Annotated in this window: 26 protein-coding genes; 17 read left to right on the top strand and 9 right to left on the bottom strand. The window is 68.7% G+C overall.

Annotated elements, in window-relative coordinates; translation table 11 throughout:
* Positions 1-9: 9 nt before the first annotated feature.
* Positions 10-531 carry a hypothetical protein gene (locus LGY53_RS19110; protein ID WP_225728032.1) on the top strand — a complete coding sequence of 174 codons (522 nt, stop codon included), beginning with the start codon at positions 10-12 and terminating at the stop codon, positions 529-531.
* An 85-nt stretch (positions 532-616) separates the two neighbouring features.
* On the opposite strand, the gene LGY53_RS19105 is transcribed toward LGY53_RS19110, so the two are convergent.
* A complete protein-coding gene (locus tag LGY53_RS19105) occupies positions 617-1261 on the bottom strand; it encodes a pentapeptide repeat-containing protein (protein ID WP_225728031.1) in 645 nt (214 codons plus the stop codon).
* Positions 1262-1344: 83 nt separating this feature from the next.
* Between LGY53_RS19105 and LGY53_RS19100 the strand changes: the two genes are divergently transcribed.
* Positions 1345-2526 carry a serine hydrolase domain-containing protein gene (locus tag LGY53_RS19100; RefSeq protein WP_225728030.1) on the top strand — a complete coding sequence of 394 codons (1182 nt, stop codon included), beginning with the start codon at positions 1345-1347 and terminating at the stop codon, positions 2524-2526.
* Here the strand turns inward: LGY53_RS19100 and LGY53_RS19095 are convergent.
* Complete coding sequence (locus LGY53_RS19095) at positions 2523-2927, bottom strand: VOC family protein (RefSeq protein WP_225728029.1); 405 nt, start codon at positions 2925-2927, stop codon at positions 2523-2525. The two genes, LGY53_RS19100 and LGY53_RS19095, sit on opposite strands and share 4 nt — an antisense overlap.
* A 47-nt stretch (positions 2928-2974) precedes the next feature.
* The gene (locus LGY53_RS19090) at positions 2975-3628 is read right to left on the bottom strand and encodes a TetR family transcriptional regulator (RefSeq protein WP_225728028.1); all 654 of its coding nucleotides are present in this window, start codon (positions 3626-3628) and stop codon (positions 2975-2977) included.
* Positions 3629-3745: 117 nt separating this feature from the next.
* On the opposite strand from LGY53_RS19090, the gene LGY53_RS19085 reads away from it, so the two are divergent.
* From LGY53_RS19085 to fabG, 10 genes are all read left to right on the top strand, one after another.
* Positions 3746-4678: a zinc-binding dehydrogenase gene (locus LGY53_RS19085; RefSeq protein ID WP_225728027.1), complete on the top strand. Its 933-nt coding sequence runs from the start codon at positions 3746-3748 to the stop codon at positions 4676-4678.
* An 82-nt stretch (positions 4679-4760) separates the two neighbouring features.
* Entirely contained in the window at positions 4761-5576 is an 816-nt protein-coding gene (locus LGY53_RS19080; protein ID WP_225728026.1) for an ABC transporter permease, read from the top strand.
* Positions 5555-6298, top strand: a complete 744-nt coding sequence (locus LGY53_RS19075) for an ABC transporter ATP-binding protein (protein WP_225728025.1) — start codon at positions 5555-5557, stop codon at positions 6296-6298. Before LGY53_RS19080 ends, LGY53_RS19075 begins: the two co-directional genes overlap by 22 nt.
* Complete coding sequence (locus LGY53_RS19070) at positions 6295-7302, top strand: ABC transporter substrate-binding protein (RefSeq protein WP_225728024.1); 1008 nt, start codon at positions 6295-6297, stop codon at positions 7300-7302. Before LGY53_RS19075 ends, LGY53_RS19070 begins: the two co-directional genes overlap by 4 nt.
* An 87-nt stretch (positions 7303-7389) precedes the next feature.
* Positions 7390-8775 carry an APC family permease gene (locus tag LGY53_RS19065; protein ID WP_225728023.1) on the top strand — a complete coding sequence of 462 codons (1386 nt, stop codon included), beginning with the start codon at positions 7390-7392 and terminating at the stop codon, positions 8773-8775.
* 109 nt (positions 8776-8884) lie between these two features.
* Positions 8885-9121, top strand: coding sequence for a hypothetical protein (locus LGY53_RS19060; RefSeq protein WP_225728022.1), 237 nt, complete (start codon positions 8885-8887; stop codon positions 9119-9121).
* A gap of 32 nt (positions 9122-9153) precedes the next feature.
* Positions 9154-9393, top strand: a complete 240-nt coding sequence (locus LGY53_RS19055; RefSeq protein ID WP_225728021.1) for a hypothetical protein — start codon at positions 9154-9156, stop codon at positions 9391-9393.
* A gap of 129 nt (positions 9394-9522) precedes the next feature.
* Entirely contained in the window at positions 9523-10551 is a 1029-nt protein-coding gene (locus tag LGY53_RS19050; RefSeq protein WP_225728020.1) for a crotonase/enoyl-CoA hydratase family protein, read from the top strand.
* 35 nt (positions 10552-10586) lie between these two features.
* A complete protein-coding gene (locus LGY53_RS19045; RefSeq protein WP_225728019.1) occupies positions 10587-11204 on the top strand; it encodes an HAD family hydrolase in 618 nt (205 codons plus the stop codon).
* 2 nt (positions 11205-11206) lie between these two features.
* On the top strand, positions 11207-11971 hold the full coding sequence (gene fabG / locus LGY53_RS19040) for a 3-oxoacyl-ACP reductase FabG (RefSeq protein WP_225728018.1): 765 nt from the start codon (positions 11207-11209) through the stop codon (positions 11969-11971).
* A 2-nt stretch (positions 11972-11973) separates the two neighbouring features.
* Here fabG and LGY53_RS19035 read toward each other — a convergent pair whose 3' ends face one another.
* From LGY53_RS19035 to LGY53_RS19020, 4 genes are all read right to left on the bottom strand, one after another.
* Complete coding sequence (locus LGY53_RS19035) at positions 11974-13473, bottom strand: DUF4153 domain-containing protein (protein ID WP_225728017.1); 1500 nt, start codon at positions 13471-13473, stop codon at positions 11974-11976.
* Between the two features lie 1121 nt (positions 13474-14594).
* Complete coding sequence (locus LGY53_RS19030; protein WP_255664046.1) at positions 14595-15527, bottom strand: ATP-binding protein; 933 nt, start codon at positions 15525-15527, stop codon at positions 14595-14597.
* 101 nt (positions 15528-15628) lie between these two features.
* Positions 15629-16330, bottom strand: coding sequence for a response regulator transcription factor (locus LGY53_RS19025; RefSeq protein WP_225728015.1), 702 nt, complete (start codon positions 16328-16330; stop codon positions 15629-15631).
* A 66-nt stretch (positions 16331-16396) separates the two neighbouring features.
* A complete protein-coding gene (locus LGY53_RS19020) occupies positions 16397-18403 on the bottom strand; it encodes a heavy metal translocating P-type ATPase (protein ID WP_225728014.1) in 2007 nt (668 codons plus the stop codon).
* Between the two features lie 200 nt (positions 18404-18603).
* On the opposite strand from LGY53_RS19020, the gene LGY53_RS19015 reads away from it, so the two are divergent.
* From LGY53_RS19015 to LGY53_RS18995, 5 genes are all read left to right on the top strand, one after another.
* On the top strand, positions 18604-19308 hold the full coding sequence (locus tag LGY53_RS19015; protein WP_225728013.1) for a S1 family peptidase: 705 nt from the start codon (positions 18604-18606) through the stop codon (positions 19306-19308).
* 68 nt (positions 19309-19376) lie between these two features.
* Positions 19377-20147 (top strand): SGNH/GDSL hydrolase family protein, encoded by a 771-nt coding sequence (locus LGY53_RS19010; protein ID WP_225728012.1) that lies wholly within the window; start codon positions 19377-19379, stop codon positions 20145-20147.
* Between the two features lie 337 nt (positions 20148-20484).
* Entirely contained in the window at positions 20485-21009 is a 525-nt protein-coding gene (locus tag LGY53_RS19005; protein WP_225728011.1) for a hypothetical protein, read from the top strand.
* Positions 21010-21218: 209 nt separating this feature from the next.
* Positions 21219-21707 carry a copper chaperone PCu(A)C gene (locus LGY53_RS19000; RefSeq protein WP_225728332.1) on the top strand — a complete coding sequence of 163 codons (489 nt, stop codon included), beginning with the start codon at positions 21219-21221 and terminating at the stop codon, positions 21705-21707.
* A 145-nt stretch (positions 21708-21852) separates the two neighbouring features.
* The gene (locus tag LGY53_RS18995) at positions 21853-22980 is read left to right on the top strand and encodes a Dyp-type peroxidase (RefSeq protein ID WP_225728331.1); all 1128 of its coding nucleotides are present in this window, start codon (positions 21853-21855) and stop codon (positions 22978-22980) included.
* A gap of 44 nt (positions 22981-23024) precedes the next feature.
* Here the strand turns inward: LGY53_RS18995 and LGY53_RS18990 are convergent, their stop codons facing one another.
* Positions 23025-23375, bottom strand: a complete 351-nt coding sequence (locus LGY53_RS18990; RefSeq protein WP_225728010.1) for a hypothetical protein — start codon at positions 23373-23375, stop codon at positions 23025-23027.
* Positions 23376-23525: 150 nt separating this feature from the next.
* Positions 23526-24104, bottom strand: coding sequence for an HdeD family acid-resistance protein (locus tag LGY53_RS18985; RefSeq protein ID WP_225728009.1), 579 nt, complete (start codon positions 24102-24104; stop codon positions 23526-23528).
* Positions 24105-24144: the final 40 nt, after the last annotated feature.

The raw sequence follows: 24144 nt of genomic DNA, 5'->3' as shown, positions 1-24144 counted from the left end.
GGAGGAACCATGCGCGACATTTCGGTCAGGGTATCGAGTCTTGTTGCCGCCGCGGTGATCTCGCTGTTGATCGCGGCAGTCGCCGTGCTGGCGGTGCTGGTCGCGAGTGCGCGCGGCGACCTCGCGGACCACGACGCCGCGACCGCCGATGCCCGGCACGCCGAGAAGGTCGCCACCGACTACGCCGTCGGCGCCTCCACCATCGACTTCAACAACCTCGACACCTGGGTCGGCCGCCTCAAAACCAACGCCGCCCCGGCCCTTTCCACCCGCTTCGACGCGACCGCACCGGCCCTGCGCGAGCTGCTCACCCCCCTCAAATGGGTCTCCACCGCGAAACCCATTGCCGCCAAAGTGCTTTCCGCCACCAACGGCGCCTACACCGTCGACGTCTTCCTCACCATCAACTCCACCAACATCCAAAACCCGCAGGGCGCACTGGCAACCGTCGACTACTCGGTCACCGTCGACAAGAATTCCGGTTGGCAGGTCACCGAAGCGGGCAACGATAAACCGTTCCCGCTCAAGTGACCGCCCAAACAGGGCAGGGCGCGGCCAGAGTCCGACCGATGCCGAAAGTGTTGTGGGACAAGAACTCCGGCGGCGCCGACCCGCCTCAGTCCTTGACGACGAGGCCGAGGTGGCGGGCGAAGACCGGGGCCAGGTCCAGTAGTTGGGTGTGGTTGATGGTGGCGCCGCGGAGGGCGTCGAGGCCGTCGGTGACGCCGAGCGCGGTGGCGCCGCGCAGGTCGACCTTGGCGAGTTGGGCTCTGGCGAAGGAGATATCGTCGAGGGCGGTGCCGGGAAAGGTGATGTTGGTGAGCTTGGCGTCGCCGAAATCGGTGTGGCGCAATACACAATCGACGAAGGTGACATCGCGCAGGACGGATTTGCGGAAGTTCACCGAATCGAATTTGCAGCCCTCGAAGCGGATACGGCGCAGATTCGTACCGCCCGCGTCGACACCGGACAGCGCGCCGTCGATCATCTCGGCGTCCTGCCACGCGGTGTCGGATACATCGGTGCCGATCCAGCGGACCTCACGCAGCCATACATCGGCGAACCGGGCGAAGCGCACCGAACCGCGGCCGAGGACCAGACCGGTGAACGCGCACTGGGTGAAGCGCGCATTGCCCGCGGCGAGATCCTCGAGGGTGCGCCCGTCCAGGTGCACGCATTCGTAGTCGCCTTCGGGCTCGAGATCCCCGTCGAACGGCGCGAGATGACGCGCGTACGGCAGATCTGCGAGCTGATGCGGCATGAACGTTCCTCCGGATAGGGCTGTCGTGTCGACAGTAGCCGAGCGAAAAGACCCGCAACCAGACCGTATGTAATGTTGAACCCATGGGTTCAGAAGTACATATCGACGGCGAGGTCGCCACCGGATTCGAGCGGGTGCGTGCGGTATTCGCGGCCAACTTCGCCGAAACCGACGAGGTCGGCGCGGCCGTCGCGGTCTATCGCGACGGAAAGCCGGTGGTCGATCTCTGGGGCGGTCAGGCCGATCCCAGCGCCGGCCGCGCCTGGGAGCGCGACACGCTGCAATTGGTGTATTCGGCGACCAAGGGCGTCACCAGCACGGTCGCTCATCTGCTCGCCCAGCGCGGCGAAATCGACTTGGACGCACCGGTTGTCAAGTATTGGCCGGAATTCGCGGCCGCGGGCAAGGCCGACATTCCGGTGCGCTGGCTGCTGACCCACCAGGCGGGGCTAGCCGCGCTGGACCGGCCGGTGCCGCTCGCCGACGCGCTGGCCTGGCAGCCGATGACCGACGCGCTCGCCGCGCAGGCGCCGAACTGGCCGCCGGGTACGGCGCACGGCTACCACGGGCGCACCTTCGGCTGGCTGGTCGGCGAGGTGATCCGGCGGGCCACCGGGCGCACGGTCGGCCGCATCCTCGCCGAGGAGATCGCGGGCCCGCTCGGCGTCGAATTCTTCATCGGACTGCCCGAATCCGAGCGGCGGCGGGTGAGCAGGCTGGTGTTCGGGCCGAAGGTCGATCCCAACGCCATCCCCGACGAGCTGATCCCGCCCGCGATGGCCCCGCTCATCGCCGCGCTGCGCGACCCGAAATCGTTGGCCAACAGGGCATTTCAGGTGACCGATCCGGCCGAGATCGATTTCGACTCACCCGAGGTGCACGCCGCGGAAATGCCCGCGAGCAACGGTATCGGCACCGCGCGCGGGCTGGCCCGCCTCTACGCCGCGCTCATCGGCGAGGTGGACGGCATTCGGCTGCTCACCCCCGAAACCGTCGCCGCCGCGACGCGTGAACAGGCCGCGGGCATCGATCGGGTGGTGATGCTCGAGGACCGCTACGCCACCGGGTATATGCTGCCCACCGAAACTTTCGCCTTCGGCGGTCCGGCCTCGTTCGGTCATCCGGGCCGCGGCGGTTCGCTGGCCTTCGCCGATCCGGGCAACGGCATCGCATTCGGTTACGTCACCAACTACATCCTGGAGGGCGCACCGGACTTCCGGGCCCGCAATCTCGTTGCCGCCGTTATGGATTCGCTCAACAACTAGCGGGGATACACGGCGATCTCGACCAGATTGCCGTCCAGGTCGCGGCAGTAGTGCGAGGTCATCTCGCCGAGCGCACCGATCTTGGTCACCGGTCCGTTGGTGATCTCGATCCCGCACGCGCGCAGATGATCTCGCACCTCCTGCGGCGACGCCTCGGTGATGAAGCACAGATCCTCGGATCCGGCGGCCTCGGCCACGCCCGTCACCCAGTCCGGGTCGTCGGCGAGCGCACCGAGCGGGCGCAGGTTGATCTTCTGATTCCCGAAACTCAACGCCGTGCGCCCCTTCGGCCCGAATTTCTCCACCCGCATCCCGAGCACCCGCGCGTACCAGTCCGCGGTGGCCGCGACATCGGCGCAGTTGAGAACGAGATGATCGAGCCGCTCCACTGTGAAACCCATGATCACGACCCTACTCACCGGAAACGCTTATCCGGCGGGGTAATTCATCACACCTTTCGCCCGGTGCGGCTCGGTAGCGCCATGGTCAGCGCGCCGGGCACCGCGGCGAACGCACGGTCCAGCTCCGCGGCGAGCCGCCCCGAATCGGCGGTGGCTCCGCTCGCCGCCCACGTTTCGATGGCGCTGTGGAAGGCCGCGACCAGAATATCGATGGCCAATCGGGGGCGCTGATCCGCCGCATCGATGTCGAATCGTTCGCGCAGCACGGCCGCCGCCGCACGCGAGGTGTCATCGCAGAAGCGCAGGTTGTGCGCCGACATCGACGGCGTCACCTGCGCGAGTCGATGGCTGCGCAGTGCGCGAGCGGCCCACTCGACCGACAGCTGCCCGTCGAGCGCGGCCGCGAGTGCGTCTTGCAGCAACCGAAACATGGTGCCGTCCACCGGTTGTCGTGTTTGCAGGTCATCGAGGAAGGCGGTCCACATGTCCTGCAGCGGTGCCATGGCCACCGCCTCTTTACTGGTGAACGTGCGGAAGAAGGTCCGCTTGGACACCTCGACCGCGTCACAGAGTTCATCGAGGGTCGTGCGGTCGAACCCGCGCTCGGTGAACAGATCCAGCGCCGCATCGATCAGCGCCTGCCTGGTGCGCAACTTCTTGCGTTCGCGCAGCGGTAGCCGTTCGGCCGCGGCATCTGCCATGACCCGACCATAGCAGTCGACGCGCCTCCATGCCTATCGCGCCTTGACAGCTTTTGCCACTGAGTGGCACATTGTCGATCGTCATCGACTACCCCATTCGAAAGGTGTTGAGCCACAATGCGTGCACTGCTGGTGGACCACTCCGCCCCGACCGGACTGCGGCTCGGTACCGCACCCGATCCGGAACCGGGCCCGCACCAAGCGCTGATCCGGGTCACCGCGACCTCGCTGAACAGCGGCGAACTCCGGCATGCCGCCGTGGACTCCCCGGACGGAACGGTGCTCGGCTGGGACACGGCCGGTGTGGTGGAGCGCGCCGCCGCCGACGGATCCGGCCCGGCCGTCGGCACGCCGGTGGTCGCCCTCGGCCCCGGTGGCGGCTGGGCCGAACTGCGCGCCGTCGACACCGACTGGATCGGCATCGTCCCCGCAGGGGCGGATATGAGTGCGATCAGCACGATTCCGGTCGCCGCGGCGACCGCGCTGCGGGCATTGCATCGCATCGGCCCGATCCTCGGCAAACGGGTACTCGTCACCGGCGCCACGGGCGGGACCGGCCGGTACGCCGTGCAGCTCGCCCGGCTCGGCGGCGCGGAAGTCGTTGCGAGCACCGGTGATCCGGATGCGCACGGCGCCGGTCTGCGCGCCATCGGCGCGGCCGAGGTGGTCGGCGATCCGGCCGAGGTGCGCACCAAGGTCGACGGGGTGGTCGAGCTGATCGGCGGCGACCAACTGGTCGGCGCATACCGGGTGCTGGCGGAGCGCGGCACCCTGGTCGCCGCGGGCCACGCGGCGGGCGACGGCGAGTCGTTCCCGTTCGGTGCGCTCTTCGGCCACGAAGGACGACACGATCGCGCGATCGTCAGTTTCTTCCTGCTCGCGTGCGCAGACCTCGCCCCGGATCTGAGCTGGCTGGCGGCCAAGGTGGCCGACGGCACGCTCGATCCGAACATCACCTGGCGCGGCGACTGGTCCCGGGTCGCCGACGCGGCCGAAGCTCTGCTCGGCCGTCGCCTGCACGGCAAGGCGGTACTCGAGATACGGAATTAAAACCCGGATGGTTCCAATCGGTGACCCGGTGGGCCGATGCGCCGATCATCGAAGGTCCGCGGTCACCACGGTCGGCCGTGCCATGTCACTGCTGCCCGAGGAATTCATGTCGTCGATCGCATTGCGCCCCAACGCGGTTCGGCTGCGCGCCGGTTGGTGGGCGCGGGTGCTGAGCCCGGCCGCGCTGGTGCTGGCGTGGCAGATCGCCAGCGCGACCGGTGCGCTGCCGCCGCGGCTGCTCACCTCCCCCGCCACCGTCGTACGCACCGCGTGGGACCTGATCGCGGCGGGTACGCTGCAGCACGCCATCGCCGTATCGCTCGGCCGCGCCGCAACGGGTTTCGCGATCGGCACGGTGCTCGGGATCGGGCTCGCGGTACTGGCCGGTTTGAGCAGATTCGCCGAATACCTGGTCGATCCGCCGGTGCAGATGCTGCGCACCGTCCCGTTCTACGGGCTCATCCCGCTGCTGATCCTGTGGTTCGGCATCGGCGAACCACCGAAGATCGTGCTGGTGGCCTTCGGTGTGGCGATTCCGCTGTACCTCAACACCTTTGCCGGAATCCGCGGCGTCGACCCGAAGCTCGCCGAACTCGCCGAGGTGCAGCGGCTCGGCCGGCTGCAACTGATCGGGCATATCGTGCTGCCCGGCGCGCTGCCGCAGACCCTAGTAGGCCTGCGGCAGTCGCTCGGCGTCGCCTGGCTGGCGCTCATCGTCGCCGAACAGGTCAATGCCGACGCGGGCCTGGGCTACCTCATCAACGACGCCCGCGATTTCCTGCGCACCGACGTGATCGTCGTCGGGCTGCTGGTCTACGGGGCGCTCGGCCTGCTCACCGATGCGCTGGTCCGGCTGATCGAACGAAAGGCGCTGGTATGGCGACGCAACTTCCGGTGAAGGAAAAACCCACCAGGACAACCGAATTCGTCGCCCAGGTGCGCGGCCTCGTCCGCGACTTCGACGGCCGCCGAGTGCTCGACCGGCTCGATATCGATATCGCCCGCGGCGAATTCGTCGCGTTGCTCGGCCGCAGCGGCTCCGGCAAGTCGACACTGCTGCGCGCGCTGGCCGGACTGGATCGGGAGGTCGACGGCGACCTCACCACGCACGGCACCACGGCCGTCGCCTTCCAGGAGCCGCGCCTGGTGCCGTGGAAACGGGTGCTGGCCAACGTATCCCTCGGTCTGCGACACCCGGATCCGAAGGCCGCCGCCCGCGCCGCACTCGCCGAGGTCGGGCTGACCGAACGCGCCGATGCCTGGCCGCTCACCCTCTCCGGCGGCGAGGCACAGCGCGTCAGCCTGGCCCGCGCCCTGGTCCGCGAACCGGACCTGCTGCTGCTCGACGAACCGTTCAGCGCCCTCGATGCGCTCACCCGAATCACCATCCACCGCTTGGTGATCCAGCTGTGGCAGCGCCGCGCGCCGGGCGTGCTGCTCGTCACCCACGACGTCGACGAGGCGCTGCTGCTCGCCGACCGGGTGCTGGTACTGGGCGAGGGCCGCATCGTGCACCGGACGGTGGTCGACGCGCCGCGCCCGCGCCGCACCGAACAGCTTGCCCCACTGCGAAATCGGCTACTCGCCGAGCTCGGCGTCACCCAGGAAGGATCCGCATGATCGTCAGGAAACTGGTCCTCGCAACGGCACTCGCGCTGGTCGCGGCGGTCGGCACGGCATGCGGATCCGGCGAGAAGGCCGATCCCGCTGTGCGCGCGGATGGTTCGGTCGATCTGACCCGGGTCACACTGCGCATCGGTGATCAGAAGGGCACCGGATTGCAGGCGCTGCTGACCTCGGCCGGTGAGTTGGACAAGGTGCCGTACAAGCTGAGCTGGTCCCAATTCACCTCCGGCCCACCGATGTTGGAGTCGATCAACGCGGGGGCGGTGGACGTCGGCGGCGTCGGCAACGCGCCGCCGGTATTCGCGGCGGCCGCCAATTCCGCGATCAAGATCGTCACCGCGTATCAGGCGGGTGTCGACGGTCAAGGCATCGCGGTGCCGAAGGATTCGCCGCTGCACGGCCCGGAAGACCTGCGCGGCAAGAAGATCGCGGTCGCCAAGGGCAGTTCGGCACACCACCACCTGCTCACCGTGCTGGCCAAGGCCGGGCTGAAGTGGAGCGATATCGAACCGCAGTACCTGCAGCCCGCCGACGCGCTCGCGGCGCTCAGCACCGGCCGGGTGGACGCCTGGGCCATCTGGGATCCGTACACGGCACAGGCCGAACAGCAGACCGGCGCGCGAATCCTGGTGAGCGGCAAGGGATATCTCAACGGTGACAGCTTCTACGTCGCGGGCGACAAGGCGCTGGCCGATAAGGCGACCGCGGCGGCCCTGCGTGACCTGCTCGCCCGGATCCAGCGTGCGCACACCTGGGTGAACGAACATCCCGAACAGTGGGCGAAGACCTACGCCGAGCTCACCGGACTCCCCTACGAGGTGACCCTCGCCGCGGTGAAACGCGGCACCTACCGCGACCATCCGATCGACGGACCGACCATCGACGGTGAACAGTCGGTCGCCGACATCTTCGCCGCCGCCGGCCTCATCCCGCGCAAGCTCGATATCAAGTCCGCGATCGACACCCGCTTCAACGATCTGTTCTCCGGCAACCCCTGACCCCAGTCGACGACGACACCTCCCGAACGACGAGAATGGACCCTTCGGTCCGCACCGCGAGACCGCGAACCGTTCGTGAGGGAGTCGATGACCAGCCCAGCAACCCGGCAATGGCGCCGCCGCGTACCCGACGAGACGACCGGATCGGGCGCCACCGCCCTCAAACGCAGCCTCGGCAGGCTCGATCTCACCGCGATGGGCGTCGGCACCATCGTCGGCGCGGGCATCTTCGTCATCACCGGTGTCGCGGCGGCCGAGAAGGCCGGACCGTCGATCGTGCTGTCGTTCGGCCTGGCCGGACTCGTCTGCGTGCTCGTCGCGCTCTGCTACAGCGAACTCGCCGCGATGGTGCCGGTCTCCGGCAGCGCGTACACATACACCTACGCGACCCTCGGCGAGGCGCCCGCCTTCCTGGTGGGCTGGAATCTGTTGCTGGAGTTCGTGATCGCGGGCGCCGCGGTGGCCATCGGCTGGTCCGGCACCACGGTTTCGGCGCTGAAATCGATCTTCGGCATCGAACTGCCCACCGCGATCACCTCGGGCCCCGCCGACGGCGGCGTGGTGAACCTGCCCGCCGTCCTGATCATCGTCGTGATCGTCGCGGTGCTGGCCGGCGAGGTATCGCTGACGGCGCGGATCACCAAGGCGCTGGTCGGGGTGACCATCGGCGTGCTCGTGCTGGTGATCGCGATCGGCGCGCCGCATATCGACGTCGGCAACTGGACGCCGTTCGCGCCGTTCGGGGCCGGCGGCATCATCGGCGGCGCGGCCATCGCCTTCTTCGCCTTCCTCGGCTTCGACGTGGTGGCCGCGTCGGCCGAGGAGGCGCGCAATCCGCGCCGCGACGTCCCGTTCGCGATCATCGGCACCGTACTCATCGCGACCCTGTTGTACGCGCTGGTCAGCGCGGTGCTCACCGGAATGTCGCCGTACGCCTCGCTCAACAACGGCGCGCCGATCGCCACCGCGTTCGGGGCGCTGCGCATCGGCTGGATCGGCAACGTCATCGTGATCGCGTCCATCGTCGCGCTCACCAAGGGTCTGCTGCTGATCATCTACGCACCGGTGCGGCTGTCGTTCGCCATGTGCCGGGACCGGTTGCTGCCCGCGCGGCTCGCCGTCACCGGCAAACGGGCGACGCCGGTGCGGTTGACCCTGCTGCTCGGCGCGATCTGCGCGGTGATCGCGGGTCTGCTGCCCATCGACATCGTGGTGGAGTTGGTGAATATCGGTGCGCTGTCGGCATTCGCGGTGGTGTGCGTCGGGGTGCTGGTGCTGCGGCGGCTGGAACCGAACCGGGAACGCCCCTTCCGCACCCCGCTCGTTCCGCTCGTCCCGATCCTGGCCCTGATCGGCTGCGTACTGCTGGCCACCACCTTGGACGCACTCACCTGGGTGCGTTTCGCGGTCTGGGTCGCGGTCGGTATCGCGGTGTATCTCGGGTACGGACGCCGCAATTCCACCCTGGCCTGACCCGTAGTTCGGGGGCACCCCGACCGGTGGCACGGCAAGTCACGGCGTTTTCGCCGACCCATCGGCCACTACCTTCTACGCGGGGCGGGACGCACGAAAGGTATTGGAAATGAAGCGAATTGGAATCGGAACCCTGGCCGCCGGAGCGGTGCTGTTCGCGGCCGGGCTGGGCGCGACGCCCGCCATGGCCGCGCCGGGGCTCCCGCTCGAGCAGGCGACCGTCGATACGACACCATCGCAGCAGGCACAGCCGGTTGTCGGCACGATCGGCTCCGGATCCTCGGCGCCCGGTCTGGCATGCAGTCTGTCGGGCTACGGTCCGACGAACAACTGCTTCAACGGCTGATCTCGGCCGTGCGATCACGAAAGGTGTTATCGATGAAGCGTTTCGGAATCGCGGCAGCGCTGGCCGGTAGCGTGGCGTTCGCCTCGGCGGGCCTCGCGGCGGCCGACCCCGGCCTCCCGCTCGAACCCGCCGCGGCGCATCAGTCCGCCACGGACGGACGGCCCGTCGCGGACCTGTCGCCGTCCGGTTCCGCGAATTCGCTGGCCTCCGGCTCGGCCACGCTGTCCTGCTGGCTGGCGGGCAAGACGATTTTCTGTGGATCGGCCGGCTGACCGGCGCCTCGCCACCGGCAGTCGTTCCCGCGACTGCCGGTACCAGGTAATGTCGGCATCCACGCGCGCTGCGGCGTACACCGCGGAGTCGCCATACCAAAATTGCAGCGAGTGCACAAGGGGTTCCACGTGAATCAGCCGGATTACCAGAATCATTCGGGCACCCGTCCCGCCGCCTGGTACGAAAACTGGGCGCAGACACCGGATTCGCCGTTCCGGGACCGGCTGGAGCCGAAGGACGACCGGGAGTACCGCACCCTCACCTACGAGCGCGACGGCCGCATCGCCCGCATCACCTTCAACCGGCCCGACGAGGGCAACTCCATCACCCCGGATACGCCGATCGATCTGGCGCATGCCGTCGAGCGCGCCGACCTGGACCCGCGGGTGCACGTGATCCTGGTATCCGGGCGGGGCAAGGGTTTCTGCGGCGGCTACGACCTGAACTTGTTCGCCGAGCAGGGCATGAAACCCACCGAGGGCGAACTCGACCGCACCGGAACGGTTCTCGATCCGGTGGTGCAGGCGGTGAACCACAACCCGTGGGGCACTTGGGATCCGATGATCGACTACGCGATGATGAGCCGCTTCAACCGCGGCTTCGCCAGCCTGCTGCACGCCGACAAACCCACCGTCGCGAAGCTGCACGGCTTCGCGGTCGCCGGCGGCACCGATATCGCGCTGTACTCCGACCAGATCATCTGCGCCGACGACACCAAGATCGGTTATCCGCCCACCCGCGTCTGGGGCATTCCGGCGGCCGGAATGTGGGCGCACCGGCTCGGCGATCAACGCGCCAAACGCCTGCTGTTCACCGGCGACTGCATCAGCGGCAAACAGGCCGCCGAATGGGGCCTCGCGGTGGAGTCCTGGCCCGCCGACGAACTCGACGAGCGCACCGAGGCCCTCGTCGAGCGGATCGCCAGAATGCCGGTCAACCAGTTGATGATGGCCAAACTGGCGCTCAATTCGGCGCTGCTGTCCCAGGGGGTGGCGAATTCGGCGATGATCAGCACCGTCTTCGACGGCGTCTCGCGGCATACGCGGGAGGGCTACGCCTTCCAATTACGTTCGGCCACAGCCGGATTCCGTGAGGCGGTGCGGGAGCGCGACGAACCGTACGGCGACTACAAGCGCGCCGGGTTCGACACCGACTAACGCTCGACGCCCACCCGTGCCGATACAGTCATGGGATGAGCTGGACCGTCGGTTTCGACCTCGATATGACGCTGATCGATTCGCGCCCCGGCGTGGCAAGGGCGGTCGATCTGGCGGCGGCCGAGCTCGGGCTCCCGGTGCGCGGGGCGGACGTCGCGAAACATATCGGTCCACCGTTGGCGAACCTGCTGCGGCAGGCGGGCGCGCCGGAGGAACGGTTGCCGGAACTGGTGGCGCGGTACCGGCAGCTGTATCCGACGATCGTGCCGCAGGTTCCGGCCATGCCCGGCGCGGACGCGGCGCTGGCCGCGGTGACCGAGCGCGGCGGGCGGGTGCTGGTCGTCACCGGCAAGCACGCACCGCTCGCGCAACTGCACCTCGACGAACTCGGATGGCGGGTGGACCATCTGGCAGGCGACCTCTGGTCCGCCGCGAAGGCGGACGCGCTGCGCGAACAAGGGGCGCGCATCTATGTCGGCGATCACGTCGGCGATATGCGCGGCGCTGCGGCGGCGGGCGCGGTCGCGGTGGGCGTCACCACCGGCCCCTGCGATGCGGCGGAACTCACGGCCGCGGGCGCCGATATCGTCCTCGCCGACCTCACCGAATTCCCGGACTGGTTCGGCGAGTTCGTTCTTGGGTTAGCCTCCTAAACGTGGATCTGTTCCCGGAACGTTTCAGCGGCAAGGTCGCGGTGGTCACCGGCGCGGCACAGGGTATCGGCGCGGCCACCGCCAAACGGCTGGCCGTCGAGGGCGCGACGGTCGCGGTGGTCGACCGCGGCGCGCTCGACACGGTGCTCGACGACATCGCCCTCGCGGGCGGCACCGCGCACGGCTACAACTGCGACGTCACCGACCGCGAGTCGGTGCAACTGGTATTCGACAGCGTGGCAACCGAATTGGGCGGCCCGCACATCCTGGTCAACAATGCCGGGATCACCCGCGACGACCTCTTCTTCCGCATGTCCGAAGAGGATTGGAACGCGGTGCTCTCGGTCAACCTCAGCGGCGTCTTCCACTGCACCCAGGCGGCGCAGAAATACATGGTCGAGCAGAAGTACGGCAAGATCGTCTCGCTGTCCAGCCGGTCGGCCCTCGGCAACCGCGGGCAGGCCAATTACGCGGCGGCCAAGGCGGGCATCCAGGGCTTCACCGCCACCCTCGCCATCGAGCTCGGGCCGTACAACATCAACGTCAACGCGGTCGCGCCCGGCTATATCGCGACCGCGATGACCGCCGCCACCGCCACCCGCATCGGGCTCACCCCCGAGGAGCATCAGCGCACCGTCGCCGAACAGACCCCGCTGCGCCGGATCGGCCAGCCCGCGGAGGTCGCCGCGGTGATCGCCTTCCTCGCCAGCGACGACGCGTCCTACGTGAGCGGGCAGACGCTGTACGTCAACGGCGGGGCGCGCTGAGCTCATCGCGCGCCGCGCCGGGCCCAATTCCAGCTCTGCCAGGTGTCGTCGTCGAGCCGGTGCCGCAGGTCCGCGAGCAGCGCCGCGCGCATCGGCTCGGGCAGCCGGTCGAGGGCGGGCACGATATCGGGTGACAGCTTGCCGAGATATTCGGTGTCGAGTTCCTTGCCGTGCTGCCAGCGGTCGATATTGCGGTCGGCGATCAAACCCTCCGGATTGAGTGCGGCCAGCGCGAGCAGAGTGACCATGGCGGTGCCGATCGTCGCGCGCGGCAACCAGTTCCGCTCCAGCCGCAGCACCGCGACGAGCACGAGGAGGTAGACCAGGCCGAGCCACAGCTCGCAGGTCTGCACCAGCAGCCGCAGCACGGTGAACCCGTACGCCTGCTGGTAGGTCCACATCCGGCTCAGCGCGGAGGCCACGATGATCAACGTCAAACCACCGACGGCACAAAGCAATACCCGCAACCACAGCCGATCCGCGACGGAATCCTGTGCCGACCGACGCAATACGGCCAGCACAACGGCCAGGGTCAATATGGTCACCGCCGAAAGCTGCCAGAATCCGCTGCGCGCGTACTCCGCGTAGGTCAGTCCGGCGGTGCGCTGCACATAGTCGTCGCCGCCGAACAGCGCGACGAACTGCGCACCCACGAATACCGCGAACAGCACCGTCAGCGCACCGACCGGCAGCGCCCACTCGATCCGCCGCCACGGGCGACCCGAAACCTTTTCCGCCGCATCGGAAGCCGGCACCGGCGGCCCCGCGAGCAGGAAGATGGCGCCGATCGCGGCCGCCGCCGCACCGCCGAACACCACACACCACCGCACCGCCGAGCCGACATCGATCCGCGGCGTCGCATCACCCACCAATGCGGCGAACGTCGCATCCGCCCCCGCCAACAGCGGCACGAACACCGCGAGCAGTACGACGGTCGCACCGACCGAAACCCCGATCCGCCGCCGCCGCACATCCATCCCGCCCCGCATCCGCCCGATCCCCGCATACACCCACGGCATCGCGGCCACCGCCGCCACCGGCACCGCGATCACGTCATACAACACACCGAACCTCGACCGCCGCCCCACCACCCCCAACGACGCCGCCACCGCCGCCCCCACCACACACAACCCGAACAACCACCCCGCCGCCCGCACCGCCCCGACCCCCAACAGCGCCAACCCCACCCCAACCCACCAAACCCGCCCCCAACTCCCCAACCCGCCGGACGAACCCTCCCCTACACCAACGAATTTCGCATAGCCCGTACCGGACCCCCGCGCCCTGCCGGATTTCCCGGATTCCGCATCCGATTCACCCGCATCGGCCCCGTGCAGCACACCAGTTCCGGCAGAGGACGACCAAGCCACATCCGACGCACCGGCATGCGATCCGACCAGCCGCCCGTCATCCGCACCACGCGCCGTGCTCGCATCGACGTCTCCCGCCACCTGACTCCCGGCCGCCGCACCCGAATCACTCAGCGACACAGCCTCATCCACACCACACACTCGACCCGTATCGACTCCAAGCACCGCCCGGCTCCCGGCCGCCGCACCCGACTCCCGCGGCCGCACGTCCCCTTCAGCCGTCACCTCCGCCTTGTCGGTCTCCCCGTCATGCACTGCATCCGAACCACTCAGCAGCACAGCAGCATTCGCGCCACCGCACACCCGGTCCGCATCTACTTCACGCACCGTCTCACTCCCGGTCGTCCCATCCGATTCCGGAAGCTCCGCACCGTCCGCTGCTGCCACCGGTCGGACCTCGACCGCCTCGGCCTCCTTCTGGACGCCCGCTGCACCCGAATCCCTCAGCGGCACAGCTGCATCCATGTCCGCCCCGGGTCGATCTTCCAGCGCGTCAGCCTCCACACCGGCTGCCGCATCCGATCCATGCGGCCAGGTAGCCTCACTCGCCGCTCCTACCGACCGGACTCGCACCGGTCGGGTGAGCCGCGTCGAAACTCCCGCCTCATGTGACGAATTGCCCTCGGCCGCATCGGTTCTGGGCGAATTCGGTGCTGCGGCGGACACCGGCCGCCGCGGGCTGTCGGCATCCGAGGCATGCTCGCTCGACCCACGCCCGGGTTGCGCTGTCCGGCGGGCATGACGGTCTACCGCGAATACCATACATACCGCTACCAATCCGGCCAGTAGCCAACCGATTCCGGGGCGGTCCAACGGAACCAGTACTGCCGCCGCCAATCCGATGACTACGGCCGCGGGCACCACTCCCGCCGGATAGGCGACGAATTGCCAAGCGGGTGCCGGGCGGACAGGGAATGGCGGCGAGGCCTGCGGTGATCGATGGGATTCGCCCGGCGGGGCCGGTGGACGCGGCCGACTCTCGGCGTGTACGCCGCCCGGGATCGACTCTCCCGATGAAGGGATTCGGGACGAGTCCGTCGTTGACCCGCCGGTTCCCGTAATAGGTAGTGGGTCAAAGTAATTCGAGGTGGATGACGATCCGGCGGGTGTGGCCGGGGATTCAGGTTTCGGCGAATCCGGATCGTCTGGGGTGGTGGGAATTTCGGGCATGGCAGACCTTTCCGTGGGGATACGGTATCCGCCCGGGAGCGCAGGGCACTCCGGGTTGCTGAATTGCGTTGGGGTTTAAGCGATCAGGGGTTCGGTAGGGTGACGCGGATGCGGGAGCCGGGGTCGGCGACCGCTATGGTGCCGCCGTGCAGGTCGACGACCCAGCGGGAGATGGCGAGTCCGAGGCCGGTGCCGCCGCCGTCGGTCCGGCCGCCCCTGGTGAATCGGTCGAAGACGCGGGCCCGTTCGGCGGGCGGGATGCCGGGACCCTCGTCCTGGACGTCGATGATCGTGACACCGTCGCAGGCACGGGCGTTGATGCGCACCTCACCGCCCGCCGGGCCGTGCCGCGCCGCGTTGTCGAGCAGGTTGAGCAGCACCTGATGCAGGCGCGCGGGATCGGCGTATACGGTGGCCGTGGCCGGCAGCACATCCGAGCGGAAGCGCACGCCGCGCCCGAGCGCCGCGGCCAGCATTTCCGCCTCGGCCACCACCTCGGCGAGTAACGGTGCGACGGCTAGCTTTTCGCGATCCAGCGGCAGTGCGCCCGCCTCGATGCTGGATAGGTCGAGCAGTTCGGACACCAGGACGCTCAGCCGCTCGGTCTGCGCCAACGCGGTCCGCAGGGTTTTCGGGTCCGGATCCGAGACGCCGTCCACCACATTCTCCAGCACCGCGTTCAAAGCCGTAATGGGCGTGCGCAATTCGTGCGAGACATTGGCGATGAGTTCGCGCCGCTGCCGGTCGGCCGCGGCCAGGTCGGCGGCCATCTGGTTGAAGGCCGTCGCCAGCTGCCCGACCTCGTCGCGCGAGGTGGCCCGCACCCGCCAGGTGTAGTCGCCGTGCGCCATTCGCTGTGCGGCCGCTGTCATCTCACGCAGCGGCCTGGTGATCCCGTGCGCCAGGATCTGCGAGGTGACCAGCGCGATCACCATGGCCGCCACGGTGGTTCGGGTCGGCAGCCAGCCGATCTTGTACCAGAAGTAGCTGAATGCCAGCCCGCCCGAGCAGACCATCAGGATCGCCAGCTTCAGCTTGATCGATCGCACCGGGTCCAGCGGGCGCGGCAGCACATCCGCGACCCAATCCCCCACTGTCCGAGGCCTTTTGCCGTCGTTCACCGGGGCTCCAGCGCATAGCCGACACCGTGCACTGTCCGGATCAGATCCGCACCCAGCTTGCGCCGCAACGCCTTCACGTGACTGTCCACCGCGCGGGTCCCCGACGCGTCGGCCCAGTCCCACACCTCCTCGAGCAGCCGCTCCCTGGCCAGCACCACGCGCGGCCGCCGGGCCAGGCGCGCGAGCAGTTCGAATTCCAGCGGCGTGAGCTGTGCCTCCCGCTCGGCCCGCCACACCCGGCGCTGATCGAGATCGATGCGCAGATCGCCGACCGCGATGGTGGCGGTCTCCAGCTCCGCGGTGCGCTCGACCCGTCGCAGCAGCGCGTGCACCCGTGCGGCAAGCACCCGCATGGAGAACGGTTTCGTCAGGTAGTCGTCGGCCCCGACACCGAGGCCGACCAATTGGTCTGTTTCATCGGTGCGCGCGGTCAGCATGAGTACCGGCACCGCCCGATCGGCCTGGATGCGTCGGCACACCTCCAGTCCGTCGAAACCCGGCAACATCACGTCCAGCACCACCAGATCCGGAGCCAGCGCCGCGGCGGCGGCCACCGCACCCGGCCCGTCATGCGCGAGATCCACCGTGAAACCCTCGGCCCGCAATCGTGCGGCAACCGATTCGGCGATGGTCACCTCGTCCTCGACCACCAGGATCCGCCGCGCCACCGTCGCGGCCGGCCTTCCGCTGTGTTCCATAAAAGGGAACCCTAGCCACCCACTGTGCAGAGAAGCCGCGCCAAATGTGGAGATTCCGTGTGCGGATCACACGGGACGGGCCTCGTGCTCGATCCCGGCGTGCTCGGCGCCGCGCCGGAACCGCAGCAACCGCAACGCATTCGCCACCACCAGCAGCGTCGAACCCTCGTGGATGAACACCGCGGGCCCGATCGGCAGGCCGAGCAACGTCGCGGGCACCAGCGCCGCGACGATCAGCAGCGAAAACGCCAGGTTCTGCCGGATGACGCGCGCGGTCCGCCTGCTCAGCGCCACCGCGAACGGCAGCCTGCCGATATCGTCGACCATCAGCGCCACATCGGCCGTCTCCAGCGCCACCGCGGATCCGCTCGCCCCCATCGCGATGCCGACCGAGGCATGCACCATCGCGGGCGCGTCGTTCACCCCGTCGCCGACCATCGCGGCGCCCGTCCGCCCGCCGATTTCGCCGATCTTGGTGACCTTGTCCTCGGGCAGCAGCCCGCCGTGCGCCGCGTCCAACCCCATATCGCGGGCGACCGCATCGGCGACCCGCTGATTGTCGCCGGAGATGAGCACCACCTCCGCGACGCCCAGCGACCGCAGCATCGCGACCACCGGCGCCGCCTCGGCGCGCGGCACATCCATCACACCGACCACGCCCAGATAGCCGCCGCCGCTGCGCACGATCATCGTGGTGCGACCCCGCTCGTGCAGTTCGTCCATCGCGAACACGATCGCGGGCGGCAGGCCATCGGGATCCAACTCCTCGAACATGGTCCTGTTGCCGACCTCGGTCGCCCGTCCGTCCACCAAGGCCGTAATACCGCGCCCGGTAACGGAATTCACCGAATCCGCGGTCCGCTCGGCCGTCACCAGCGGCCCCAGATCCCTGGTGATCGCGGTGGCAAGCGGATGGTCGCTGTACGACTCGACCGCGTACAGCGTGGCGATCAATTCGTCCCGCAGTTCCGCACGCGCGGGCACGATATCGGTCACCCGCGGCTGACCCCAGGTCAGCGTGCCGGTCTTATCGAAGGCGATGGAGCGAACGCGCCCAAGGGTTTCCAGCGGTCCGCCGCCCTTCGCGAGCACACCGGCCTGCGCGGCGCGGGCGATTCCGGCCAGTACCGCGCTCGGCGTCGCAATGGCCAGCGCGCACGGGCTGGCGGCCACCAGCACCACCATCGCCCGGTAGAAGCTGTCGGCGAACGGCTCGCTCGACGCGAAGACCCCGACGCCGAGCACCGCCGCGACACCGACCAGAACCGCTGGGACATAGAAGATTTGGAATCGATCGAGGAATCGCTGCGTCGGCGACTTCTGGGTATCGGCCTCCCGGACCATGGTGATCACCCGCGCCAGCATGCTGTCGCGCGCCAGGCTGGTCACCAGCACATCCAGTGCGCCGGACCCGTTCAATGTCCCGGCGAATACCCGATGCCATTCCGGCACAGCGGAATCGCTCGCCAGCAGCGCGGCGGGATCGGCCGCCGGGCTCTTCTCCACCGGAATGCTCTCGCCGGTCACCGACGACTCGTCGACGCCGCTGGTCCCGGCGACCACGACGCCGTCCGCGGGTGGACGCGAATTCGGCAGCACCACAACGACATCGCCGATCGCCAGCTCGTCCACCGGCACCTCGGTCACCGCGTCACCGTGCCGCACCAGCGCCGTACTCGGGGCCAGCTCGGCCAGCGCCTCGATGGACCGCTTGGCCCGCCCCATCGCGTATTCCTCCAGCGCGTGCCCGAGGCTGAACAGGAACAGCAGCACCGATCCCTCGGCCCACTTGCCGACCAGCGCCGCACCGACCGCGGCGACCAGCATTAGAAAGTCCACCTCGAACCGCCCGCGCCGCACGGTGGCCAGCGCGGTCCGGACGGTGAAGAATCCGCCGAACACATAGGTGGCGGCGAACAGCGTCAGGGCCAGCCAGCCCGGCGCGTCCACCAGATATTTCGCCGTCATACCGCCCGCATAGGTGACGCCGGAGGCGATGGCGGCGATCAGCTCCGCGCGCTCACCGAGCGGGCCGCTGTGCGCGTCCGTGCCTTCTTGATCGCGTTTCGTCATGAGGTGATTATATGCATAGATTGCAATATCTAGATATATGGTTGCTTTATGACCTCGCCGCACCCCTGATCGCCGCCGAGCCGTTGCCGTACCGGGATCCGGCGAAACCGAAATACCGGTCGCGATCCGGGACAATCAAGGGGTCTCCACCATCGCCCACTCGCCGGGTGTGCCCCACTCGCTGGACGAAGGACACCGATATGGTCGTTCCGGGGATTCGCCGCATGCTGGTGGCGGCCGTCGCGGCGCTGGTCACGATCGGTCCATGCGGTTCGGCGGCGGCACAGGAGACGGTCGCCCTCGGCGGCGGCTCCGGCATCCTGCTCGGATCGAGCACCGCATGCACCCTCACCACCATCGGCTACGACCGCGCAGGCAGGCTGACCGGCCTGACCGCGGGCCACTGCGCCGAACCCGGGATGCCGGTGCGGGCCGAGGCCACGCCGGACACCGTTGTCGTCGGCACGGTTGCCGCGGTGGATCATTCGGACGACTACGCGGTCATCGTGTTCGACCGCGAGCGGGTGACGCCGGTGCGTCGCGTCGACGCGACGGTCATCGCCGGCATCGGCGCACCGCCGCGGGAGGGCGATCTCGTCTGCAAGAACGGACGCACCACCGGCGTCGACTGCGGCCTCGTATGGGCGACCCACGAATGGTGGTTCCAGAACCAGGTCTGTTCGCGGCCCGGCGATTCCGGCGGCCCGGTCACCCTCGGCGATCGACTGGTCGGCATGAACGTCGGCCATATCGGCACGGAGGCGATCGGGATCACCCTCGCCGATCTGACCTGCCGTCACCCGGCCGCATCCGGCCACGACCCGGCCGTCGCCATCCAGATCGGCATGGTGCTCGCCGCCATCGAGCAAGCCGGCGGCCCCGGCGCCGGCTTCCGGCCCGTGTGACACGTGGCCCGAATCCGGCGGCGCCCGTACGATATCGCTGCGCCACCGAGCCAACGCAGGAGCGAATCGTGGAGCCTTCGTACAAACGCTTCGTCGCACTCGGCGACAGCCAGACCGAGGGCATCGGCGACCCGGACGGCAACGGCGGCCACCGCGGCTGGGCCGACCGATTCGCCGCCCTGCTCGCCGCCGCCAGTCCCGGGCTGCACTATGCCAATCTGGCGGTGCGCGGCCGCCGCGCCGCGGAGATCCGCGCCGAACAGCTGCCGCCCGCGCTCGTGCTCGGCCCCGATCTGGTCACCGTCGTCGCGGGGATGAACGATGTCATCCGGCCGCGCCTCGACGGCACAGCACTGCTCGCCGACCTGGACGCGATGTTCGCCGCGCTGGTCGCCGCGGGCGCGCGGGTGGTCACCTTCACGTACCCGGATATCGGCGCGATCGCGCCGTTCGTGCGCCCGCTGTCCGGGCGGGTGCGCGCGCTCAACGCCCGGTTGCGCGAATTGTCCGCGCGCCACGGCATCACCCTGGTGGATTTCGAACCGGTGCACGCCACCACCCATCCGTTGGTCTGGGCCGAGGACCGGTTGCACCTGAGCCCGCTCGGCCACGATCTGGTCGCCCGCGCCGTCGCCGACACCCTGGGCATCCCCGGCGCCGATACCACCTGGCGCGACCCACTCCCCCCGGTCCAGCGCACCTTCGCTGCCGCGACCGCCGCCGAATGGCGCTGGACCACCCGGCATATGCTGCCGTGGCTCGGCCGCCGGGCCCGGGGCATCTCCACCGGCGCGGGCTTACCCCCGAAACGCCCTGAGCTGCAACCTGTTTCGGATTGAGCGGACCCCGCTGCGGCCCGCCCCCAGGCTCTGTGCGGAAGTCCGGCCGGATGCGCCGGACGGAACTTCGGCACAGGGCGTGGACCCCCCACCATTCGTCTGGCGCAAAACCGCCGAGGAAATCCTCGACTCCCAGATGTCTGCAACGCATTTCAGGCGCAGAACGCTAGGTGCACTGCCCACAGGCGTTGGTGACGGGCGTGGCGGCTGACTGGCGAAGACCTCCGAGCTGCCGAGCACAGCACCTCGACCGCATCGATGACACGGAATCGCCCCGCCGATCCCCAGACCTGGGCCGATGACGAACGTTCCCTACGACCGGCAGTAGTATGGCGCGGTGCGGAAACCGACGGATGCGATGGCGCGGGCGCGTGGCGCGTTCGTCGGTTGCGCGTCCGGTGCGGTGAGCATTGCCGCGCACGCCCTGGCGGGCGGAAGCGTCGCGGTCGGGCAGTCCGGGCTGGCGCTGCTGATCGCGGCCTGCGCGGCGGTCGGCTACGCGGTGGCCGCCATGCGGAACCGGTACGGCATCGCCGAGGTGATGGCGCTGCTGGCCGGTGGGCAGGCCATCGGGCACACCGCGCTTTCGGTGGCGCCCGAACATCACCACGGCGGCGGCGCGAATCAGGTCATGCTGGCCGCGCATCTCGTGGCGATTCCATTGGGCGCCATACTCATTCGCGGGGCGGAACGCGCGATCGCCCGGCTCGCCGGTGGCGTGCGACGAGCCGTCGCCGCATTGGATCCGCTTCCCGCCGTTGCGGTTTCGACGGCGGTTACGGCATGGCAGGCTCCGGCCCGGGCGCCGCGGTCGCTGCTCGGTTCGGGAATCGGCAGGCGCGGGCCGCCGGTGTCGCGGTAGTTGTTCGTCACACACCGCCGTACCGCGCTGCCGGATCGAAGAGGTCGTTCCAGGTAAGTGGGTTGCGCACGAGCGGAATCGGCTCGACAGCGCTCGAAAAGGAGTGGCGACCACCGGAATTCCGGTGCCGCACACACTCCGACCGGCGGTATCTCGAAAACCCGTACCCGAATGGAGTTCTCATGTCCGTCACTACCCGTATGCCCGCGATCCGGATACTGGCCTGCGCGGCCACCGCCCTCGCGCTGCTGGCAGGTTGTTCGTCCAAGAACGACAGCGGTTCGACGAAGGCCGCCGACGCGGTCACCGTCAAGGATCAGTGGGCCAAGGCCGCCGACAGCGGAATGTCGGCCGCCTTCGGTGAATTGGATAATTCCGGCGACAAGCCGGTGTCCGTCGTCGCCGCGTCCAGCCCCGCGGCCAAGGCGGTCGAACTGCACGAGGTGGTGGCCGCGGCCGACGGATCGAAGACGATGCGGCCCAAGGCGGGTGGCTTCGCGATCCCCGCGCACGGCAGCATCAAATTGGCGCCCGGCGGCGAGCACATCATGTTCATGGGCCTGACCGGACCGCTGCGCACCGGCTCGGACACACCGGTGACGCTCACCTTCGACGACGGCTCGACGAAGACCTTCACCGCCCAGGTCCGCGATTTCTCCGGCAATCAGGAGAACTACTCCCCCGAACACGGTGGCTGAGCGGGATACGGCAGCCGGATCGATCGGCTCGGCGAACGCGCCCGAGCACCAAGGCACGGCGGCCGGACCGAGTGACCGGCGGACCGGCGGTTTCTCCAGGCGGCGCCTCTTCGGTGGGGGCGCCGCCGTCGCGGGGGCGGCCGGAATCGGCTGGGGCGCGGCGGCTTTCACCGGGCATCGAACCGAGCCCGCGGGCCGCGCACCGACCGATACCGAGCCGTTCTACGGCGAACACCAGGCCGGTATCGCGACCGCGCCGCAGGATCACGCCGCCTTCGTCGCGCTCGATCTGCGGCCCGGCGCCCGCCGCGCCGATGTCATCGGCATCCTGAAGATCTGGACCGATGACGCCGCCCGTCTCACCCAGGGCGCCGCGGCGCTGGGCGATACCGAACCCGAACTGGCGCAACGTCCTTCGCGGTTGACCGTCACGGTCGGCCTCGGCCCGAACGCCTTCACCGTCGCCGGTGCCGAACAGCGCAGACCCACCTGGCTGCGTCCGCTGCCGCCGTTCGAGATCGATCGGCTCGAACCTGGTTGGTGCGACGGCGATTTCCTGCTCCAGATCTGCGCCGACGAGGCGACCGCGGTGTCGCACGCGGTGCGGGTGCTGTGCAAGGGGGTCGGTTCGCTGGTGACGGTGCGCTGGGTGCAGCGCGGCTTCCGCAACGCGAAACCCGGTGCGTCACCGCGCAATCTGATGGGTCAGGTGGACGGCACCGTCAATATCGCCCCGGGCACACCGGATTTCGAGCGGCTGGTGTGGGATGACGGTGCGGCGCAGCCCTGGTTGCGCGGCGGTACGTCGCTGGTGCTGCGCCGGATCGCCATGAAACTCGACACCTGGGACGAAATCGACCGGGATGGAAGGGAATTGACGGTCGGGCGCACCCTGGACACGGGTGCGCCGCTCACCGGGAAGCACGAATCCGACGAACCGGATTTCGCGGCCGTAGACCGCTTCGGCATTCCGGTGATCCCGCCGTCGTCGCATATCGCCAGGGCGCATCACACCAGCGACGGGGAGCGGTTCCTGCGCCGCGGCTACAACTACGACGACGCGCCCGCCCCCGGCCACATCTCGAATTCGGGGCTGCTCTTCGCCGCCTTCCAGCGCGATGTGGACGCCCAGTATCTGCCGGTGCAGCGGCGGCTGGCCGAATTCGACGCGCTCAATGTGTGGACGACCCCGGTGGGGTCCGCGGTGTTCGTCATCCTGCCGGGGGTGCGGGCACCGGGCGGATATCTCGGACAGTCATTGTTCGAATCATGAGGGGGAGGTTCGATGCCCGGCCACCGGGCATCGAACCTCATCATTTAATGCCACAGCGCGGCGACCAGGACGTTGACCACCGCCAGCCCACCGGCCGCATGCGGCATCCAGGTCACCGGCTTACCGCGCTTGGCATCGCCGTGCCCCATCTCCGCGAACGCCGCGACCAGCAGCGCGACGACCAGTTTGACCCCGATCTTCACCATATTCGGATGCTTGTCCAGCGAATGGATGCCGTCGGCCATGCCGACGAGCACCAGTCCGGTGACGATCTGCAGGCGCGCACCCCACACCATCAGCTCGGACACCGTATTGCGCTGCGCCGCGTAGCCGCCGACGACCGCGGCCATACCGAGCAGATGGGTGACGACCACGACGTTGTAGACGAAGTTCATACCGCAGACGCTAGTTGATCGCCTCCGCGTTCTACTACATAAGGTCGTTTTCCGACGCCACCTGCGGCGATACGAGAACGGCCGCCGGATCGCCCGGGCGATCCGGCGGCCGCGCCGCGTGAAATACCTTCGGCCGCAGCCGAATCCGGCTCAGACCTGGTCGAGCGCGCGGGCGTCCTTACGGATGCCGAAGGCCATGATGATCTCCATAATGCCGATCACCAGCAGCCACACGCCGACCACCACCGTCAGCGTCGCCACCGATTCCAGCGGCCACGCGATCACCACGATGCCCGCGATGGTGGTGAGCAGGCCGAAGAAGACGGCCCAGCCCCGGCCCGGCAGCGCGGGCTCGGACAGGCCCATCATGGTCACGCCGACCCCGCGGAACAGCCAGCCGACGCCGATCCAGATGGCGAGCAGCAGGATCGAATCCAATTCGTCCCGGAAGCAGAACACGCCGATCGCGATGGACAGCACGCCGCTGATGAAGCCCAGCACCCGCATCCCGGTGCTGGACGGTATGCCGAACGCGGCCACCAGCTGCAGGAAGCCGGAGACCACCAGATAGATACCGAAAAGGACACCCGCCGCAAGCAGTGTCGGCCCCGGCCAGACCAGGATGATGACGCCGAGAACCACCGACAGGAGTCCGGTGACCAGGGTGGTCTGCCACGCACTGCGAGCGAGCGCTTTGACCGGGCCCTCTAGCATGCTGTTTGTCGTCATGCACAGATGCTATGTCCCGAGATGGGCGATTCACCGGATA

It is taken from the genome of Nocardia sp. JCM 34519.1, from assembly GCF_020361265.1.
Taxonomy (GTDB): Bacteria; Actinomycetota; Actinomycetes; order Mycobacteriales; family Mycobacteriaceae; genus Nocardia; species Nocardia arthritidis_A.
The sequence above is the reverse complement of the archived record's forward strand: the minus strand, read 5'-3'. Positions and strand labels throughout refer to the sequence as shown.

Bases quoted from the DNA above. Each gene is read 5' to 3' on its own strand.
- LGY53_RS19095 (WP_225728029.1), bottom strand. From the start codon at position 2,927: ATGGGTTTCACAGTGGAGCGGCTCGATCATCTCGTTCTCAACTGCGCC.
- LGY53_RS18990 (WP_225728010.1), bottom strand. From the start codon at position 23,375: ATGAACTTCGTCTACAACGTCGTGGTCGTCACCCATCTGCTCGGTATG.
- LGY53_RS19085 (WP_225728027.1), top strand. From the start codon at position 3,746: ATGCGTGCACTGCTGGTGGACCACTCCGCCCCGACCGGACTGCGGCTC.
- LGY53_RS19105 (WP_225728031.1), bottom strand. From the start codon at position 1,261: ATGCCGCATCAGCTCGCAGATCTGCCGTACGCGCGTCATCTCGCGCCG.
- LGY53_RS19110 (WP_225728032.1), top strand. From the start codon at position 10: ATGCGCGACATTTCGGTCAGGGTATCGAGTCTTGTTGCCGCCGCGGTG.
- LGY53_RS19080 (WP_225728026.1), top strand. From the start codon at position 4,761: ATGTCACTGCTGCCCGAGGAATTCATGTCGTCGATCGCATTGCGCCCC.
- LGY53_RS18985 (WP_225728009.1), bottom strand. From the start codon at position 24,104: ATGACGACAAACAGCATGCTAGAGGGCCCGGTCAAAGCGCTCGCTCGC.
- LGY53_RS19060 (WP_225728022.1), top strand. From the start codon at position 8,885: ATGAAGCGAATTGGAATCGGAACCCTGGCCGCCGGAGCGGTGCTGTTC.
- LGY53_RS19070 (WP_225728024.1), top strand. From the start codon at position 6,295: ATGATCGTCAGGAAACTGGTCCTCGCAACGGCACTCGCGCTGGTCGCG.
- LGY53_RS19055 (WP_225728021.1), top strand. From the start codon at position 9,154: ATGAAGCGTTTCGGAATCGCGGCAGCGCTGGCCGGTAGCGTGGCGTTC.
- LGY53_RS19015 (WP_225728013.1), top strand. From the start codon at position 18,604: ATGGTCGTTCCGGGGATTCGCCGCATGCTGGTGGCGGCCGTCGCGGCG.
- LGY53_RS19020 (WP_225728014.1), bottom strand. From the start codon at position 18,403: ATGACGAAACGCGATCAAGAAGGCACGGACGCGCACAGCGGCCCGCTC.
- LGY53_RS19090 (WP_225728028.1), bottom strand. From the start codon at position 3,628: ATGGCAGATGCCGCGGCCGAACGGCTACCGCTGCGCGAACGCAAGAAG.
- LGY53_RS19045 (WP_225728019.1), top strand. From the start codon at position 10,587: ATGAGCTGGACCGTCGGTTTCGACCTCGATATGACGCTGATCGATTCG.
- LGY53_RS19030 (WP_255664046.1), bottom strand. From the start codon at position 15,527: ATGGTCTGCTCGGGCGGGCTGGCATTCAGCTACTTCTGGTACAAGATC.
- LGY53_RS19065 (WP_225728023.1), top strand. From the start codon at position 7,390: ATGACCAGCCCAGCAACCCGGCAATGGCGCCGCCGCGTACCCGACGAG.
- LGY53_RS19025 (WP_225728015.1), bottom strand. From the start codon at position 16,330: ATGGAACACAGCGGAAGGCCGGCCGCGACGGTGGCGCGGCGGATCCTG.
- LGY53_RS19075 (WP_225728025.1), top strand. From the start codon at position 5,555: ATGGCGACGCAACTTCCGGTGAAGGAAAAACCCACCAGGACAACCGAA.
- LGY53_RS19100 (WP_225728030.1), top strand. From the start codon at position 1,345: ATGGGTTCAGAAGTACATATCGACGGCGAGGTCGCCACCGGATTCGAG.